Source organism: Arthrobacter sp. B3I9, assembly GCF_030816935.1.
GTDB lineage: Bacteria > Actinomycetota > Actinomycetes > Actinomycetales > Micrococcaceae > Arthrobacter.
In genome coordinates this window covers 1,346,890-1,363,635 of record NZ_JAUSYO010000001.1, presented here as the reverse complement: position 1 = coordinate 1,363,635, position 16,746 = coordinate 1,346,890, and the positions used below count along the sequence as shown (strand labels likewise).

General features: G+C 67.2%; 10 protein-coding genes and 1 pseudogene. 1 reads left to right on the top strand and 10 read right to left on the bottom strand.

Annotated elements, in window-relative coordinates; genetic code table 11:
- Nucleotides 1-78 precede the first annotated feature (78 nt).
- The 7 genes and pseudogenes from QFZ65_RS06460 to QFZ65_RS06430 form a co-directional block, all read right to left on the bottom strand.
- Nucleotides 79-4,233, bottom strand: coding sequence for a DUF4011 domain-containing protein (locus tag QFZ65_RS06460; protein WP_306909121.1), 4,155 nt, complete (start codon nt 4,231-4,233; stop codon nt 79-81).
- A 247-nt stretch (nt 4,234-4,480) separates the two neighbouring features.
- A pseudogene (gene guaA, locus QFZ65_RS06455) lies at nt 4,481-6,072 on the bottom strand (glutamine-hydrolyzing GMP synthase).
- Nucleotides 6,073-6,186: 114 nt separating this feature from the next.
- On the bottom strand, nt 6,187-6,699 hold the full coding sequence (locus QFZ65_RS06450; protein WP_306909120.1) for a DUF3817 domain-containing protein: 513 nt from the start codon (nt 6,697-6,699) through the stop codon (nt 6,187-6,189).
- Nucleotides 6,699-7,616, bottom strand: a complete 918-nt coding sequence (locus QFZ65_RS06445; protein WP_306909118.1) for an SURF1 family protein — start codon at nt 7,614-7,616, stop codon at nt 6,699-6,701. The genes QFZ65_RS06450 and QFZ65_RS06445 overlap by 1 nt, the downstream gene beginning before the upstream one ends.
- 86 nt (nt 7,617-7,702) lie before the next feature.
- Nucleotides 7,703-8,191 carry a PTS sugar transporter subunit IIA gene (locus tag QFZ65_RS06440; protein WP_306909116.1) on the bottom strand — a complete coding sequence of 163 codons (489 nt, stop codon included), beginning with the start codon at nt 8,189-8,191 and terminating at the stop codon, nt 7,703-7,705.
- A 75-nt stretch (nt 8,192-8,266) separates the two neighbouring features.
- A complete protein-coding gene (locus QFZ65_RS06435; protein ID WP_306909113.1) occupies nt 8,267-10,018 on the bottom strand; it encodes a glycerol-3-phosphate dehydrogenase/oxidase in 1,752 nt (583 codons plus the stop codon).
- 74 nt (nt 10,019-10,092) lie between these two features.
- Nucleotides 10,093-11,229: a GuaB3 family IMP dehydrogenase-related protein gene (locus QFZ65_RS06430; RefSeq protein ID WP_306909111.1), complete on the bottom strand. Its 1,137-nt coding sequence runs from the start codon at nt 11,227-11,229 to the stop codon at nt 10,093-10,095.
- Between the two features lie 54 nt (nt 11,230-11,283).
- Between QFZ65_RS06430 and QFZ65_RS06425 the strand changes: the two genes are divergently transcribed.
- Nucleotides 11,284-11,904 (top strand): hypothetical protein, encoded by a 621-nt coding sequence (locus QFZ65_RS06425; RefSeq protein ID WP_306909109.1) that lies wholly within the window; start codon nt 11,284-11,286, stop codon nt 11,902-11,904.
- Here QFZ65_RS06425 and QFZ65_RS06420 read toward each other — a convergent pair.
- The 3 genes from QFZ65_RS06420 to QFZ65_RS06410 all read right to left on the bottom strand — a co-directional run bounded on the left by QFZ65_RS06420 (nt 11,891) and on the right by QFZ65_RS06410 (nt 16,706).
- Entirely contained in the window at nt 11,891-13,741 is a 1,851-nt protein-coding gene (locus QFZ65_RS06420; RefSeq protein ID WP_306909107.1) for an ABC transporter ATP-binding protein, read from the bottom strand. The genes QFZ65_RS06425 and QFZ65_RS06420 overlap by 14 nt on opposite strands.
- Before the next feature lie 132 nt (nt 13,742-13,873).
- Nucleotides 13,874-15,385, bottom strand: a complete 1,512-nt coding sequence (gene guaB / locus QFZ65_RS06415; RefSeq protein WP_306909105.1) for an IMP dehydrogenase — start codon at nt 15,383-15,385, stop codon at nt 13,874-13,876.
- A 214-nt stretch (nt 15,386-15,599) separates the two neighbouring features.
- Nucleotides 15,600-16,706: an NAD(P)/FAD-dependent oxidoreductase gene (locus QFZ65_RS06410; protein ID WP_306909103.1), complete on the bottom strand. Its 1,107-nt coding sequence runs from the start codon at nt 16,704-16,706 to the stop codon at nt 15,600-15,602.
- Between the last annotated feature and the right edge of the window lie 40 nt (nt 16,707-16,746).

Genomic DNA, 16,746 nt, shown 5'->3' with positions numbered 1-16,746 from the left:
CGCGTCAAACGGGTCTCCTAGGGTCAGGCGGCCGCCGGTTCGATCAGGACACCGGCGGGCCGCTCCCCCAAGCTCCGCCTAGCCCCAGTGCGGGGGCTTTTGTTCCTGCAGCCAGGAGTCGTGGTCGTAGCTGTCGGGCCGGTCGCCCCAGCGGCGCGGGTCGTCCTCGGCCGCTTTGTTCGGCAGCACTCCGGCGGACGCTGAGCTGCTGGCAGCCGTCGGCACCCCGGCAGGCTCAGGTGCCTGTGCAACGTCCTGTGCAACATCCTGCGCACCGGTGTGCTGTTCCGGGGCGTTGTCGTGATTGTCGCCGTCCGCACTCATGCCGTCGGCCTCCTTGCTGCCTGTTGCTGGCGCCTGCTGGTGCGCTGCGTCCGGGGAATCTGCGGTGTCTGGCTCCGAGGAAAGGGCGCGGGCAGCCGGCTCCTCGGTTTCCTGTGCCGCCGCGGCCTGTGCATCACTGACGGCCAGATGTTCCACGTCATCGTCGAAGAATCCGGACGAGGACCGTCGGCCGCTGGACACCGGAGGCTTTTCCAAGCCCAGGTAGCCGCCGATCCGGTCGGCACAGGCCGACGGGTCGGTGAACACCTCTATGGTCCACAGCGGCAGGTAGCGCCAGCCCAGCCTCTCCAGCTGCTGGGGCCGGAGCCGGCTGCGTTCCCGGACCGTCATCCGAAGGTACTGTTCGGTCCCGTCGGATTCGATGGCCACGGGACGCGGAATCTCGGCGTCGTCCTGGCCGATCGTGTGCAGGGGATCGGCGGCGGCCACCATGTTCAGGACGCCGTCGTACTGGTGCCAGACACGGGCACCGCGGGCCCGGAGCCGGTCTCCCAGATCGGCCACCAGCGGATCGGCGCCCAGGGCCTGCTCGCTCGCGGCGGCCCGGGAGGCGGGGCTGCCGAGGTCGGAGTTTCCTGTCATTTCCCGGTCCAGCAGTTCGTAGAAGTCGACGGCTCCGTGGCTCAGCCGGGTCACGTCGAGATCCTCGGGCCGGAAGCAGGTGAGGACGTGCAGGGAGCGGCGGGCCCGGGTCATCGCCAGGGCGAACTTGGCCCGTCCGCCCTCCGCCGAGAGCGGGCCGAGGCTGTGCAGGGCGCGCCCGTGCGGGGTGCGTCCATAGCCCGGGGAGAAAATGACATGGTCGCGGACCAGGCCCTGGGCACGCTCGAGGTCCACCACCCGGAAGGATTCATCGCCTGCGGTGAAGAAGCTTGCAAGCAGCGGGTAGTTGGGCAGCTGCAGCCGGATGCTCTCGCCGATGCGCGCGGCATGGCGGAGGCTGCCGGTGACCACGGCCAAGGAGGTCCGGGGCCGGAGGCGCGCGTGTTCGAAGACAAGCTCGACGACGCGGTTCACCTCGGCGACGACGGACTCAACCCCGTCGTGGTCCGCGCTGGGCAGTCCGGTGCCGCCGGGCAGGTATTCCACGGTCAGTGCACGGTCCAGACCGGTGGCGGACTGGCCCTCGGGAAGCCGGCGGAGCCCGCCGTCGTAGAAGGCTTTGCTCAGCTGGCGCACAAGGTCCTCGTCCACCGCCCGGTAGACGTTGCGCAACTTGGCGACCGGCAGGACGGCTGCGAGGGCCTTGTAGGCGCTTTCAACACCCTGGTGCGAGCTTTCGCCGGCGGCCAGCCGCTCCACTGAGACGGTGAAGGTCCGCGGGCTGGCGATCCGGTCGTCGCCGAAGGCGATGACCTGCTGGGCGCGTGCGATGGCCGGAAGCACGGCCTGCAGTGAGGTCGCCTCGGCGTCGAGGATGACCACGGCGTCGAACGTCTGCTCGATCGGCAGCAGTCCGGGCATCAGGTACGGGCTGACGGACCAGACGGGCACCAACTTGGGGAGCAGTTCCGGGGCCTGACCGGTCAAGGCCGAGAGCGTCACGCGTCCGTCTTTGAGGAGGCTGCGCAGCAGGTCCGACTGCCGCGGGTTCTCCGCAATAGCCGCCCGCCAGCGCTCCGCAAGCGCCCAGCGAAGCCGGGCAGCGCCACTGGCGATGTGGGCGTTGTCGGCGAGGCGGTACTCGGCCTCCAACTGGCGCAGCGCGTCGCCGTCGGACATGGCGAGATAGTCGTCCCCGCTGATCATGGCCTCCAGGGCGGACTGCCACCAGGCGAGGTCAAGTTCGGCCGCCACCGATTCCGCCGGCACCTCGCGCTCGGCCAAGTCGGCGAGCAGCTCGCCCAGGCCGTGCTCACGCATGTTCTCCACGAGCAGGGTCCGCTCGGGAAGGGTCTCGAGCGTGCCGGTGTCGGACACCAGTCGTTCCAGCCGCGCCATGAGTTCCTCGTAGGGTGTGGACGCGAGCTCACCGCCGTCAGCGGTGTACTTCACGGCCAATCCAAGTTCGAACAGCTCGGCGCCCACTTCACGGTAAAGGGCCGAGATATCCGCCAGCCCGGACGGGACCGCAGGGTGGCGCTGCGTGGTGGCATAGCCGGACCAGGCGGCCCGTTGTTCCTGGACGAGGACCAGCGAACTGTGAAGGTCAGCAATGTGGACGCCGGGGCGGACGTATTCCTTCGCGACGCGGCGCAGGCGGGAACGTTGCATGGACGGCATTTCGATGTTCCGCTCCCGCCGCCAGGAGGAGGTAGCGGTCGCCGAAATGAGGTCATGGACCGGGCGGTCGAAAATGTCCGGGGTGAACTTGTCGAGGCTTTCGCGCACCGCGACGAGGAGTTCGATCTGCTCTCCCCATTCAGCAAAGGTGTTGCCGAGCCGGATTTCAGCATGATCAGCGACGCCGTTCATCCGCTCGCGCAGCAGCGGCAGCTTCTGTGCCACAGACACTGCGACCTGCTGTGCTTCCTGCGTTTCCTTCCGGGTCAGCAGCCGTGCTCCGTGCCAGGGGCTGGTGGTGGAGGCACGGCTGAAACTGCCCAGCTCAGCAGCCCGGCGGAGCCTCCCGGCCAGTTCCGCCCGGTCCCGGATGTTGTCCAGCACGCTGCGCTTCAGGCGCACCGTGGTGGCCGGTGCGGGGTGGATAGAAGTCAGACCGGCGAGCGACTGCATCGCCTCGTAGGGTGAGCAGCCCCAGCGTTCGCGGATGTTGTGAAGCGAGGCCACGTGGTCCATGAGGGCGTGGCGGTGCTCGACGAGGGTCGTGTGCAGGTTGCTCAGCTGCGGTTCGAGGGACTTCTCATTGCGGACGATGGCCCGGACCAGCTGGCCCTTGAGCTGCATCGGGGCCGCGTTTCCGGAGAGCTGGAGGAGCATGGACTCGAGCCCAAGGCTCTCCAGCTGGCCCGAGATCTCGGCCAGGGCAGCGCGCCTGTCGCCCACCACGAGGACGGTCTTGCCGGCGTCGACGAGCGCGCCGATAGTGTTGATGGCCGTCTGGGTCTGACCCGTCCCCGGCGGGCTGCTCACGGCGAGTGAGTCCCCGGCGCGGACGGCATCCACGACATACTGCTGGTCCGCGTCGGCGTCGAGCAGCAGCAGTTCCTGGGCCGGGTGCCGCGCATCCGTGCTCGGGAAGCGGCCCGGATCGGGTTCGGGCACCGCCACCGGCTCGCCGGCGGCAGCGCGGGCCAGGGCGGCAACGATGGCGTTGTTTTCGTTGATCCACGGATCCTCGAGGTTCCCCGAAAGGTCCGAGAACGTGGAAACCAGGAGGTTGTGTTCCACTTCGGCGCCATGGATGGGCTGGACGAGGGTGCCGAGCCGGTCCAGGACCGGCTGCGGATCGAAGCGGGCGGTGCTGTACGCCATCCGGGTCACGGCGTTTACGTCGAAAACAATTCCGTGGACGGTCTTCAGGTGGCGGACAAGGGCCGGGTTAATGCGGGCCTGCTCCGTCAGCTGGAGTTCGTAGTCGTCCTCGCCCGGCCGGACGGTAAGCGAAACGGCAATGAGCAGGACGGGGGCCGAGACGCGCTGCGGCTTGCCCCCGACGGCGGAAGTCCAGACGACCGTTCCGGCGGAGAAGTACCCTGCGTCGATGCCGCGGTCGTTGGAGAGTTCGAAAATCTTCGAGCGCAGGTTCCGGGAGGCGCGGGCCGCTACGACGAACTGCTGGCGGTCCCGGATCAGGGTGGAAAGCCGGGTACGGCGGCCGGCCATGAGCTGGGCCAGGCCCGACGGGTGCGCGTGGGTCAGGTCGATCGAGCCCTCGGGCGTCTTGGTAAAGCGCAGCATGGTATCTGCTCCGGTGACGGGTTTGAGACCCGACAGCCATTTCCTGAGCTCCTCGGAGCCTTCGTGGTGGCCTTGACCAACTGACACTTCTGCCTTCTTTTCTCTGCTCGCTTTTGCTGGGTTCGCGTTGATTGTGCTCGCGTTTTCCGTTTTGGAGCGTGACGCCCTGGACCATACCGGCATGCCTTCGAGAGTAGCCCGAATCGGCGGCGAGCAAGTGCCCGCAACACTGGCGCCGGCAAAATTTGACCAGAATTGCCTCGGGCCGACGGCCCGAACCCCGGGCCAAAAGCGAAGCGGCCGGCCTCGGAAGGCCGGCCGCTTCGCTAAAGGGCTATTCCCACTCGATGGTTCCCGGCGGCTTGCTGGTGACGTCCAGCACCACGCGGTTGACCCCGTCCACCTCGTTGGTGATCCGGTTGGATATCCGTGCCAGCAGATCGTAGGGCAGCCGGGACCAGTCCGCCGTCATGGCGTCCTCGGAGGTCACCGGCCGCAGCACGATCGGGTGGCCGTAGGTGCGCCCGTCGCCCTGGACGCCGACGCTGCGGACGTCCGCGAGCAACACGACCGGCATCTGCCAGACCTCGTTGTCGAGGCCCGCGGCAGTCAGTTCCGCACGGGCGATCGCGTCCGCCTTGCGCAGCAGCTCGAGGCGTTCCTTGGTGACGTCGCCGACAATCCGGATGCCGAGGCCGGGACCGGGGAACGGCTGGCGTCCGACGATTTCCTGGGGCAGGCCGAGCTGGGCGCCGACGGCACGGACTTCATCCTTGAACAGTGCCCGCAGCGGCTCCACGAGTTCGAACTGCAGGTCTTCCGGCAGCCCGCCCACGTTGTGGTGGCTCTTGATGTTGGCCGCGCCTTCGCCGCCGCCGGATTCGACGACGTCCGGGTACAGCGTGCCCTGGACCAGGAACTTGATCTTCTCGCCGTGCGCGGCCGCCTCGGAGATGATGGCCAGCTCAGCTTCCTCGAACGCGCGGATGAATTCGCGGCCGATGATCTTGCGTTTGGTCTCCGCGGGTCACTGACGCCGGCCAGGGCGCTGAGGAACCGCTCCTGCTCGTTGGCGACGTAAAGCTTGACGCCCGTCGCGGCCACGAAGTCACGTTCGACCTGTTCGGCCTCGCCTTCGCGGAGCAGCCCGTGGTCCACGAAAACACACGTCAGCTGGTCCCCGACGGCGCGCTGGACGAGGGCTGCCGCCACTGCGGAATCGACGCCGCCGGACAACCCGCAGATGACCCTGGCGTCGCCGATCTGCGCCCGGATGCGCTCGACCTGCTCCTCAAGGATGTTGCCCGTGGTCCAGTTCGGCTCCAGCTTGGCGCCTTTGAAGAGGAAGTTCTCCAGGACCTGCTGACCGTACGCGGAGTGCTTCACCTCGGGGTGCCACTGCACGCCGTAGAGCCCCTTTGCTTCGTTGGCGAAAGCGGCCACGTCAGCGCCGGCCGTGGTGGCCAGGACCTCAAAGCCCTCGGGCGCCTCGTGGACGGAGTCGCCGTGGCTCATCCACGTGCTCTGGTGCTGGGGCATGCCCTCAAGGATGGAGCGGCCGTCGCCGACGGTAGTGGTCTCCGTCGCCCCGTACTCCCGGAGCCCGGTCTGGGCCACCCTGCCGCCCAGTGCGTTCGCCATGGCCTGGAAGCCGTAGCAGATTCCGAAAACCGGGACACCGGCTTCGAACAGGTCAGCGCCGACACGGGGGGCGCCCTCGGCGTAGACGCTGGACGGGCCGCCGGAGAGGATGATGGCGGCGGGGTCCTTGGCCAGCAGCTGCTCGGTGCTGTAGGTATGCGGAACCACTTCCGAATACACATTCGCTTCCCGGACGCGGCGGGCGATCAGCTGCGCGTACTGGGCACCGTAGTCAACAACCAGCACGGGCTTGTGGGACGTCTGGGATGCAGTGGGAGTAGTCACCCCTCTAGCCTACTTTGCGCCATGGCCGGGCCGCACATCGAGGAGCCGTTCCAGGCGGCCAAACAGGCGGCCTGGTAAGGGATCTCACACCAGCGCATCCAGTAGTAAGGGAGTTCAGTACCGCTGCGGAGCCTGCGGGTTGGCGGCGATCTCAGCTTCGACCTCGGCGTGGAACTTTTTCTCGACGAAGAAGGACAGGAACGGCACGACGCCGCCCAGGGCCATGATGATGAGCTTCGCGAACGGCCAGCGCATCAGGGACCAGAGCCGGAAGTTGGACATGAGATACACGACGTACATCCAGCCATGAACAATCAGGACCGCGACGGAGAGGTTGACCCCGCCGATAACGCCCGGCGGCTCTGCGTCAGCCAGCCCCAGCCCGAACGGCTCCCCGGTTGCGGCGTTGGTGCCGCCTGCGAAGAGGTACTGGCCAAAGGCGTAGCGCGCAATCATCTCGAGGCAGAGCAGCAGCAACATGCTGCCGGTCAGGTATGCGAGGGCTTTATAGAACTTCAGGGCGGAGCGGACCTGGGCCTCGGTTCCGCCGAACCGGCGCTTCTTGCCGGTGGCGCTTCCCGTTCCGCTGCTCTGCTGTGGCTGGACTGCCGGCTGGGGCTCGATCATCATTGCACTCTCGGGTTGGTGGGGCTCTGTTGCGGGGAGTTCTGTAGGGTGGCGTGCTGTTCAGCGGCGTGCTGTGTATCCATGTGCGGCTCGGTGCTGTCCGGATCGTGGGGCAGGACTCCATGGCCGTCGGAAGCGTCGTCGAGCGCGTCCTCAAGTTCCCGGCGGTAGTCGTCTTTGACCAGCCGCCACCAGATAAACAACGCGAACCCGGCGAAAACAACCCATTCGGCCGCGTAGAAGATGTTCAGCAGATTGACTTTCTGCGCGGCAGGCTGCGGCCCGATGTTCAGCGGCTTAACAGCACCGCCGGCGGCTGCCGAAACGTCGGTGGTGCCCGACTTCTCCGTGTCCGCGGCAATGAAGCCGGGGTAGCTGCTGACCTCCCAGACGTTGATCAGTTCCGCGACGGAAACGGCGGTGGCCCGCCCGGGGCCGGCGTCGGTGTTGGGCAGCGGTGACTCAGACGGGATCAGCCGGCCGGTGAGTTCAATGACGCCCGACGGCGGCGCTACCGCTTCAGCCGGATGCGCCACCCAGCCACGAGCCACCGGGATCCAGGTCTGCGGCGACGCGCCTGCACCGGTCAGCACCGGGGCATCCGCGACAGCGAAGGCCGACACGATCCAGTAGCCCTTCTCGCCGCCGTGCAGGCGGCCCGGAACCAGGACCTGCTTCTGCGGGTCATAGCTGCCCGTTGTGGACACTTTCTGGTCCGCTGCGGAGGCCGGGAAGAAATCGGCAGGCTTCAGCACAGCTGTCAGCGGCTTGAGTTCCTCGGTAGTGGCAGCGGGCGGAGCGGCTGACTTGGTGGACTGGCCGAACTGCCATTGGCTGAGCAGCACAAACACCCCGGAGATGAGGATCGCAAACACCAGGCCTGCAATCCAACGGGGCTTAAGGGCAGTTTTCAGCACCCCTTAACCGTACTTCGTCCTCGTGTAGAACAACGAAACGGGGTGGCCGGCTGCCCCAAGAGCGGGGTGGCCTGCTGCCCCACTCTTCAGTGGTCGAAGAAGACCAGGCTGGAGTTGATGAGCTCCGCGATCACTTCGGGATCGTAGGCCCGCCGGAGCGACTCGCGGAACGACTCCTTGGACAAGGAACGGGCCAGCGTGGCCAGCACTTCGAGGTGGTCGGAAAACGAGCTGGCCGGCGTCGCGATCAGGAGGACCACGGTGGCCGGCCCGTCGGCGGCGCCGAAATCGAGGGCCCTGCCGTACTTGGTGATCCCGATGGCGATCGAGGTCCGGGAGACAAACTCGCTGCGGGCGTGGGGCAGGCCGATCCCGCCCGGAAGTCCGGTGGCGAGCTGGTGTTCCCGCGCGTTGACGTGCTTGAGGAATCCTTCCAGGTCGGTGATCCGGCCGGCGGCGTGCATCCGTCCGGCGAGCTGGGACGCGGCGTCGACCTTGTCCGCGGCGTCCATTTCAAGGATCACCATCTCGGGGGTGGTGAGATCGGCGTCATACCGGTCCAGTGGTTCCGCCAAGAGGTGTCCCTTCGAAGGTGCGTGGGTGCAGGCCGTCCGGCCGCCCGCGGTGGGGCCGCCGTCCGGCGTTGCCGGTCAGCGCAGCGGAACGATGTCCTCGACGCCCATGCGCGCGGCGTCGGCGGACTCGTCATCCGGCTGCTCCTGGCTCAACCGTTCGGCGTCGACCCGGGCCAGGTAGTGCTTGATTTCACTCTCGCGCTGCGCATCGCTCCAGCCGAGAACGTCCCCCATAAGTTTAGCGACTACCGGAGCGGCGGACACACCCCGGTCCCACGCCTCGATGGAGATGCGGGTCCGCCGGGTGAGAACGTCCTGCACGTGGCGTGCGCCTTCATGGGTGGCGGCGTAGACGGCCTCGGCGCCCAGGTAATCGTCGGCTCCCGGCAGCGGTTCCGCCAGTTCCGGCCGCTCGGTGATGAGCGCCAGCACTTCGGGCGTCATGGCACCGTAGCGGCTGAGCAGGTGCTCGATCCGCGCCACGTGGATGCCCGATTCTTCCGCCGTCCGGTTCCGCCTGTTCCAGGCGGCCTTGAAGCCGCTCGCGCCAAGCAGCGGAATGGACTCGGTGCAGCTGTCCGGGACGCGTTCGTCCATGCTGCGGGTCGCCTCGTCGACGGCGTCCTTGGCCATGACCCGGTAGGTGGTCCATTTGCCGCCGGCGACGACGACGAGGCCGGGCACCGGATGTGCCACGACGTGTTCGCGGGAAAGCTTGGCGGTGGAGTCGTTCTCGCCGGCCAGCAGCGGACGCAGCCCGGCATAGACCCCCTCGACGTCCTCACGGGTGAGCGGGCGTTTCAGGACCTTGTTGACGTGCTCGAGGATGTAGTCGATGTCCTTGCTGGAGGCCGCGGGGTGGGCCTTGTCGAGGTGCCAGTCCGTGTCGGTGGTCCCGATGATCCAGTGCCGGCCCCAGGGGATGACAAAGAGCACGGACTTCTCGGTCCGCAGGATGAGCCCGACGGTGGACTGGAAGCGGTCCCGCGGGACCACCAGGTGGATGCCCTTGGAGGCGCGGACCTTCAGCTGGCCGCGGTCGGTGACCATGGCCTGGGTCTCGTCCGTCCAGACTCCCGTGGCGTTGATGACCTGCTTGGCACGGATATTAAAGGTGGACCCGTCCTCGTGGTTGATCACCTTGGCGCCGACCACGCGTTCGCCCTCACGCAGGAAGTCCACCACGGACGTCTGGTTCACCGCGTGGGCTCCGTAGTACGCGGCTGTGCGGATGAGGTTTGCGACGTATTTGGCGTCATCGACCTGGCCGTCGTAGTACCGGATGGAGCCTACGAAGGCGTCATCCTTGAGGCTGGGAGCAGCCCGCAGGGTCCCGCGGCGGGTCAGGTGTTTGTGGAACGGCACGCCGCGGCTGTGGCCGCCAGTGATGGACATCGCGTCGTACAGGGCGATGCCGGCGCCGACATAGGGCCGCTCCAGGAACGGTTTGGTAAGCGGGTACAGGAACGGGACCGGCCGGGCCAGGTGCGGGGCGAGCACCGAAAGGATCAAGCCGCGTTCGTGCAGCGCCTCTTTGACCAGCCCGAAGTCGAGCATCTCGAGGTAACGGAGTCCGCCATGGATGAGCTTGGAGGACCGCGAGGACGTACCCGCCGCCCAGTCGTTCGCCTCCACGATGCCGACTGTCAGCCCGCGCGTGACGGCGTCGAGGGCAGCCCCGGCGCCGACGATGCCGCCGCCCACGATCAGGATGTCGAGTTCCTTGCCCGGATCCGCGGAGGCCTTGAGCACCTCGAGTGAAGCCTCGCGTTCGGCAGGGCCAAGGGCACCGCCGGCCACGGGAGAACCGCCGGGAAAACTGTTCATGTCACGCCTCCATCCGGATCGAACCTCGTAGGGCACCAGACTACTTCCTAGTCAACCGGATGGGCAGGGGCGGGTCAGTTGCCCTCATACGGTGAAACGACGACGTCGACGCGCTGGAATTCCTTCAGATCCGAGTAGCCCGTGGTGGCCATCGAACGGCGCAGGGCACCGATGAGGTTGGACGTTCCGTTGGTCTGGTGGCCGGGTCCGAAGAGCACCTCTTCGAGCGGGCCGACCGTTCCGACGTTGACCCTGTCGCCGCGGGGAAGTTCGAGGTGGTGCGCCTCCTGGCCCCAGTGCCAGCCCTTTCCCGGCGCTTCGTCGGCACGGGCCAGGGCGCTGCCCAGCATGACGGCGTCGGCGCCCATGGCGATGGCTTTGACGATGTCACCGGAGGCACCCATGCCGCCGTCGGCGATCACGTGGACGTAGCGTCCGCCGGATTCGTCCATGTAGTCACGCCGGGCCGCCGCCACGTCCGAGATGGCCGAGGCCATCGGCGAGTGGATCCCGAGGGCGCGGCGGGTGGTTGTCGTGGCCCCGCCGCCGAAGCCGACGAGCACGCCGGCCGCGCCGGTCCGCATCAGGTGCAGGGCCGGGGTGTAGCCCGCCGCCCCGCCGACAATCACAGGCACGTCCAATTCGTAGATGAACTGCTTGAGGTTCAACGGCTCGTGGTCCTTGGAGACGTGCTCGGCGGAGACGGTGGTTCCGCGGATCACGAAGATGTCGACGCCCGCGGCCACGACGGTCTTGTAGTGCTCCTGGGTCCGCTGCGGGGTCAACGAGCCGGCCACGGTGACACCTGCGGCCCGGATCTCGGCGAGCCGTGACGTGATCAGATCGGGCTGGATGGGTGCCTGGTAGAGCTCCTGCATGCGGCGCGTCACGGCCGGGCTGTTGGTCTCGTCCTGGAGTGCCGCGATCTGGTCCAGCACCGACTGCGGGTCCTCATACCGGGTCCAGAGGCCCTCGAGGTCCAGCACGCCGAGTCCGCCCAAACGGCCCAGTGCGATCACCGTCTCCGGCGACATCGCCGAATCCATCGGCGCTGCGATGACCGGCATATCGAACTTGTAGGCATCGATCTGCCAGGACACCGAGACGTCCTTGGGGTCACGCGTACGCCGGTTGGGGACGATCGCAATGTCATCCAGGGAGTAGGCACGACGCCCACGCTTGCCGCGGCCAATCTCAATCTCGTAAGTCACTGCTCTAGGTTATCCCAGCGGACGGAGGCCTCCGCTTCGACGTACAGTGGCGTCATGAACCAGCGCTGGATCTTCGACGGGCACATCGCCGGGATCGGTACTGCGTCCGGCCTCCGGGCCGTTGTGGGATTGTGGGCGCAGTCCCCGTTCGGCCCTTTCGCCGACGCGATGGTCCAGTTGCCGTCCGGCCACCGGATCCTGCTCGCGCCGACGGAAGAAGCGGGCGGCTTCATCAGCGCGGTCTACAACTTCGACGAGACCCGGATCGTCCCGCTGGCTGCCTCGCAGGCCGCCGGCCAGTTGAGCATCGACGCCGGGCCGCTGCGGATCCGCGCCGGCCTCGGAACCCGGACGCCGCTGGGCGCGGCCGCGCGGCTGATTCCGCGCGCCTTGGCGGTGCATCCTCGGTGGCTTCGCGCCGTCAGCCCGCTCGCGGCCTGGATCCTGCCCGGCGTCAGCACGGCGGGCTCGGCAAAGGGCGGCAGGCTGGAGTACTACGGGGTCACCGACCTGCACCGGATCGAATCAGCCACGGTCAGCTGGAACGGCACCGACGCCGGCGTGCTCTCCGCGATCCGGCCCGCCGTCGGCTTCGGCTTCAGCAGCGTTCCCCCGGAGCCCAGCCTGGCGCGTGTCCGGACCACCATCGAGGGCCCCTCGGTCACTCCCCGCTGACGTTCTCCGCGTCCGGAACGGCCAGCTGGGATTCGAACATCCGGAAGTAGCGGCCCCGCAACGCGACGAGTTCCTTATGGGTTCCCTGTTCCACAACGCGGCCGTCTTCGAGCATGTAGACGATATCCGCTTTTTCGATGGTCGCGAGCCGGTGGCTGATGGCGATGATCGTGCTGCTGTGGTCCGCGAAAAGGCGCGTGAAGATGCGGTGTTCGGCCAGCGCGTCAATGGCCGAGGTGGGCTCGTCCATCACCATGAAGGACGCGTCCCGGTAGAAGTTCCGGGCCATCGCGAGTCGCTGCCACTGCCCTCCGGACAGCCCGCTGCCCTTCCGCCCGCGCGGGTCCTCCATCCAGTTGCTGACGTGGTTGTCCAGCCCGTTGGGCAGCCTGCTGAGGAAGTCCAGCGCTTCGGCGTCAGCCGCGGCACGCCGGATCCGCCCGTCGTCCCGGGGCGCGTCGACGTCGCCGAAGAAGATGTTGTCCGCGGCGGTGGCGAACTCGTACTTGAGGAATTCCTGGCTCAGCACCGCCAGGTGCCGGTGCCAGGACGTCACATCCACGGCGGCGAGGTCGACGCCGTCGAGCAGTACCTGGCCGGAATCCGGGCGGTACAACCCGGCGAGGATCCGGATCAGGGTGGATTTGCCCGCGCCGTTCTCCCCCACGATGGCGACGTGCTGGCCTTCACTGATGGTCACTGAGATGCCTTTGATGACCTCCAGGTCGCTTCCGGTGTAGGTGAAACGGATGTCGCGGAGTTCCACCGTTTTCGGCGCCTGCAATAGGGGCGGGGCGTGGCTGGAGTGGACCGGCAGCGCCATGAACAGCTCGTAGTCCTTGAGGTTGGCGAGATCCTCGTCGATGGAGCTCAGTGAGGAGACGAGGCTGTTGGCGGTGGACAGGGCCCGGCTGACGATCTGCTGGACGTACAGGAACTGCCCCACCGGCTGGGCCCGGGCTATGATCTGGCCGACTACCCAGATCAGCGATACCACCTCCGCGCCGTACTGCAGGGCGTCGGCGGCCAGCTGCTTGGGAATATAGCGTTTCTGGAAATCCAGCCGGCGCTTCTCGTCCGCGTCCCGCAGCCGGGAGCGCAGCCCCATCAGATAGCCGACGATTCCGTAAAGGCGCATCTCGGCGATGTGCTGCGGGCGCAGCAGGTTGGTCTCGATCATCCGGCGCTGCCGGCGGGAATCCACCTGGGTGTTCCAGTGTGCGATCTGTTCCCGCGAAAGCTTGAACTGCAGGTACACGCTTGGCACGATCGCCACGAGGACGATCATGGCGATCCACCAGCTGACCAGCAGCAGGGCGCCGATGGCCAGCACCACCGAGACGAGCTGCGTGAAGATCGCAGCGATCCGGTCGAGCACGCGGGCATACGAATCGGAGAAGCGTTTGGCGCGGTCGTAGAGGTCGACCGTTTCCTTGTCGTCGTAACGCCAGAATTCGAGCGCCAGGAAGCGCTCGTACATCAGGTCCCCCACGATCGCCCCCACCCGGAAGCTCATCAGCTGCTGGATGTAACGGTCCACGCTGCTGAACGCACCCCAAAACAGGCCCAGGGCCGCGGTGATGACGACATACACGATGGCCTGCCGGCCCGCCCCGGCGTCGCCGGCATAGGCAGCCGCAAGCGCCGTCGTCGTCAGGGCGGCGAAGTACGTGGTGACCAGCGGCAGCAGGGCTGAGATGAGCGAGCCCACCACCTTCATCACCACGGCGGCCGGCGAGGCCCGGAAACTGACCCGTAGTACCTGCGCGACGGCACGCGCGTAAGGGCGAAGCGCCAGCTTGCGTTTCGGCTCACGCGCAGGACGGAGTTCAGACATACCTTCAGCCTAGGACACGCATGTGCCCAACTGGCTTGCAGCAGAGGCCGTTATGAGCCTCCAAAACGACTCCTACTGCGAGCTACTTGGGTGGGCCCCCGGGTGCTGGGGCCCCCCGGGTGCGGGTGGGGATTAGCGGGAACCGTAGTTCGGCGCTTCCACCGTCATCTGGATGTCATGCGGGTGCGACTCCTTCAGACCGGCCGGGGTGATCCGGACGAACTTTCCGCGTGCCTTCAGCTCGGGCACCGTCGGGGCGCCGGTGTAGAACATGGTCTGGCGGAGTCCGCCGACGAGCTGGTACGCCACGGACGCCAGCGGGCCGCGGAAGGCCACCCGGCCTTCGATGCCTTCGGGGATGAGCTTGTCATCACCGGAAACGTCGGCCTGGAAGTAGCGGTCCTTGGAGTAGGAGGTGTTCTTGCCGCGGGTCTGCATGGCCCCGAGCGAACCCATGCCACGGTAGCTCTTGAACTGCTTGCCGTTTACGAAGATCAGGTCTCCCGGGGACTCCTCGCAGCCTGCCAGCAGGGAGCCGAGCATCACGGTGTCGGCGCCGGCAACCAGTGCCTTGCCGATGTCGCCCGAGTACTGCAGGCCGCCGTCGGCGATCAGCGGCACTCCGGCCGGGATGGCCGCCTTGGCCGACTCGTAGATGGCGGTGATCTGCGGGACGCCCACGCCGGCCACCACGCGGGTGGTGCAGATCGAGCCGGGGCCCACGCCCACCTTGATGCCGTCGGCGCCGGCGTCGATCAGTGCCTGGGCGCCCTCGCGGGTGGCAGCCTGGCCACCGATGATGTCCACGTGCGCGGCTACCGGGTCAGACTTCAGCCGGCGGATCATGTCCAGCACGCCCTGGGAGTGGCCGTTGGCGGTGTCCACGAAAAGGGCGTCCACGCCGGCGTCGATCAGGGTCATGGCCCGCTCCCAGCCGTCGCCGAAGAACCCGATGGCCGCACCGACACGGAGGCGGCCTTCCTCGTCCTTGGTGGCCAGGGGGTACTGCTCGGCCTTCGTGAAGTCCTTGGTGGTGATCAGGCCCTTCAGCCGGCCCTGCTCGTCAACGAGCGGGAGCTTTTCGATCTTGTTGGTTGCGAGTTTGTGCGAGGCTTCCTCGCGGCTGATCCCGACGTGCCCGGTGACGAGCGGCATCTTCGTCATGACATCGCTGACGAGCCGGAGCGGGAAATCGGACTCCGGCACGAAGCGGGTGTCGCGGTTGGTGACGATGCCCAGAAGCCGGTTGCCCTCGTCCACCACCGGAAGACCGGAAACACGGTAACGGGCACAGATGTCGTCCAGCTCGGCCAGCGTGGCCTCGGGACCGATGGTGAGCGGGTTCGTGATCATGCCGGACTCGCTGCGCTTGACCCGGTCCACCTGGTCAGCCTGGTCCTCGATCGAGAGGTTGCGGTGAACCACGCCCAGGCCGCCCTGGCGCGCCATGGCGATCGCCATCCGCGACTCGGTGACGGTGTCCATGGCCGCGGACAGCAGCGGGGTCTGGACCGAGATGCGCTTGGAGATCCGGGACGACGTGTCCGCCTCCGAGGGGATGACGTCAGTGTGGCCGGGGAGCAGCAGGACGTCGTCGTAGGTCAGGCCGATGAAGCCGAAGGGGTCGTGTTCGGGCTGGGTCATGAGTGCGCCTCTTACCTTGGTTACGGGGTTCACGGGTAGGGGTTGCAACAGATGACCAGCCCGTCATTACGGGCATGGCCTGTGCAGAAGTGTTGAATAAATAGTAGAACCTTGGCGGCGATCCCCATATTCCGAAGCCCGAATGTGAGCAACGGCATCCGGCGTGCCGCCGGCGTTTCCGCGGGCGGCACCCCCGTGCCGTTGCCACGCCGGCTCATGTGGATGAGGCGAGGGCCTGGCTGCTGGCGGGGACCGGGATTCTGGATGCCAGGTACCGTGCATCGCGGCAGACACCCGGAAGGGTGGCGGACGCCGCCGCGTACAGGAATTCCTGGCCCAGGAAGAACAATCCCGGCGCATCGAAGGCGACGCCGCGGTGCTGGCGCGGCAGCGCACCGCCGTCGAGCAGGTCCGGATCGATCCAGCTGAAGTCGTCCCGGAAACCGGTGCACCAGATGACGTTCGATACTTCCAGCCTGGTCCCGTCCGCCAGGACAGGCTGGCCATCCTCCACTCCTGTGACCCGCGGGACAAGCCGTACCCCGGCTGCCGCCAGGTCCTTGGTCTTGGTCCTGATCAGCGGCGCAGCGTGAGCCTTGAAGGAGGGTGCCGCCTTGCGCCCGATGGGCGTGTCGAGGGTGAGGATGTGCAACCCGAGGAAGCGCACAAGCGGAAGGAAGTACCGCGCCGCGGTCCGGCCATGTTTCACCGGAAGCTCACCGCCGGGTTTTCCGGCGGCGATGGTGGGATGTGTCCGGTTCACCTCAAGGGCAATCTCCGCCCCGGAGTTTCCCAGCCCGACCACCAGGACCGGACCGTCCTGCAGCTGGCCGGGATTCCGGTAGCCGCCGGAGTGGAACTGGACCGTCGACGGTGCCAGTTCCGTGGCGAAGCCGGGAACGTTGGGAGCCTGGCTGACTCCGGTGGCCACGACGACGTTGCGCGCCTCCCAGCGCTGGCCGTTGGAAGCCGCAACGAAGTGGCCGGCCTCCCGCCACAGGCGCTCCACCCGGGTTCCGTGGAGCACCGGCAGGCTGTTTCTTGCAGCGTAGCCCTCCAGGAATCCGGCCACCTCATCCTTCGTGGGGAAGGACAGGGGATCCGCCGGGAACGGTTCGCCGGGCAGGCCGTCGTACTTCGCCGGGGTAAACACCCGCAGCGAGTCCCAGCGCCCGCGCCATGCGTCGCCGGTACGCGGATTCGCATCCAGGATGAGGAAATTTCGCTGTTGCTCCTTCAGATGGTGGCCCAGGGCCAGGCCTGACTGGCCGCCACCGATGATGATCGTGTCCAGCATGCCGGCCACGTGGTTGCTGTTCATTGCTTGCTCCTGCCTGAGGTGGAAACCTGCGGCTTGCAGG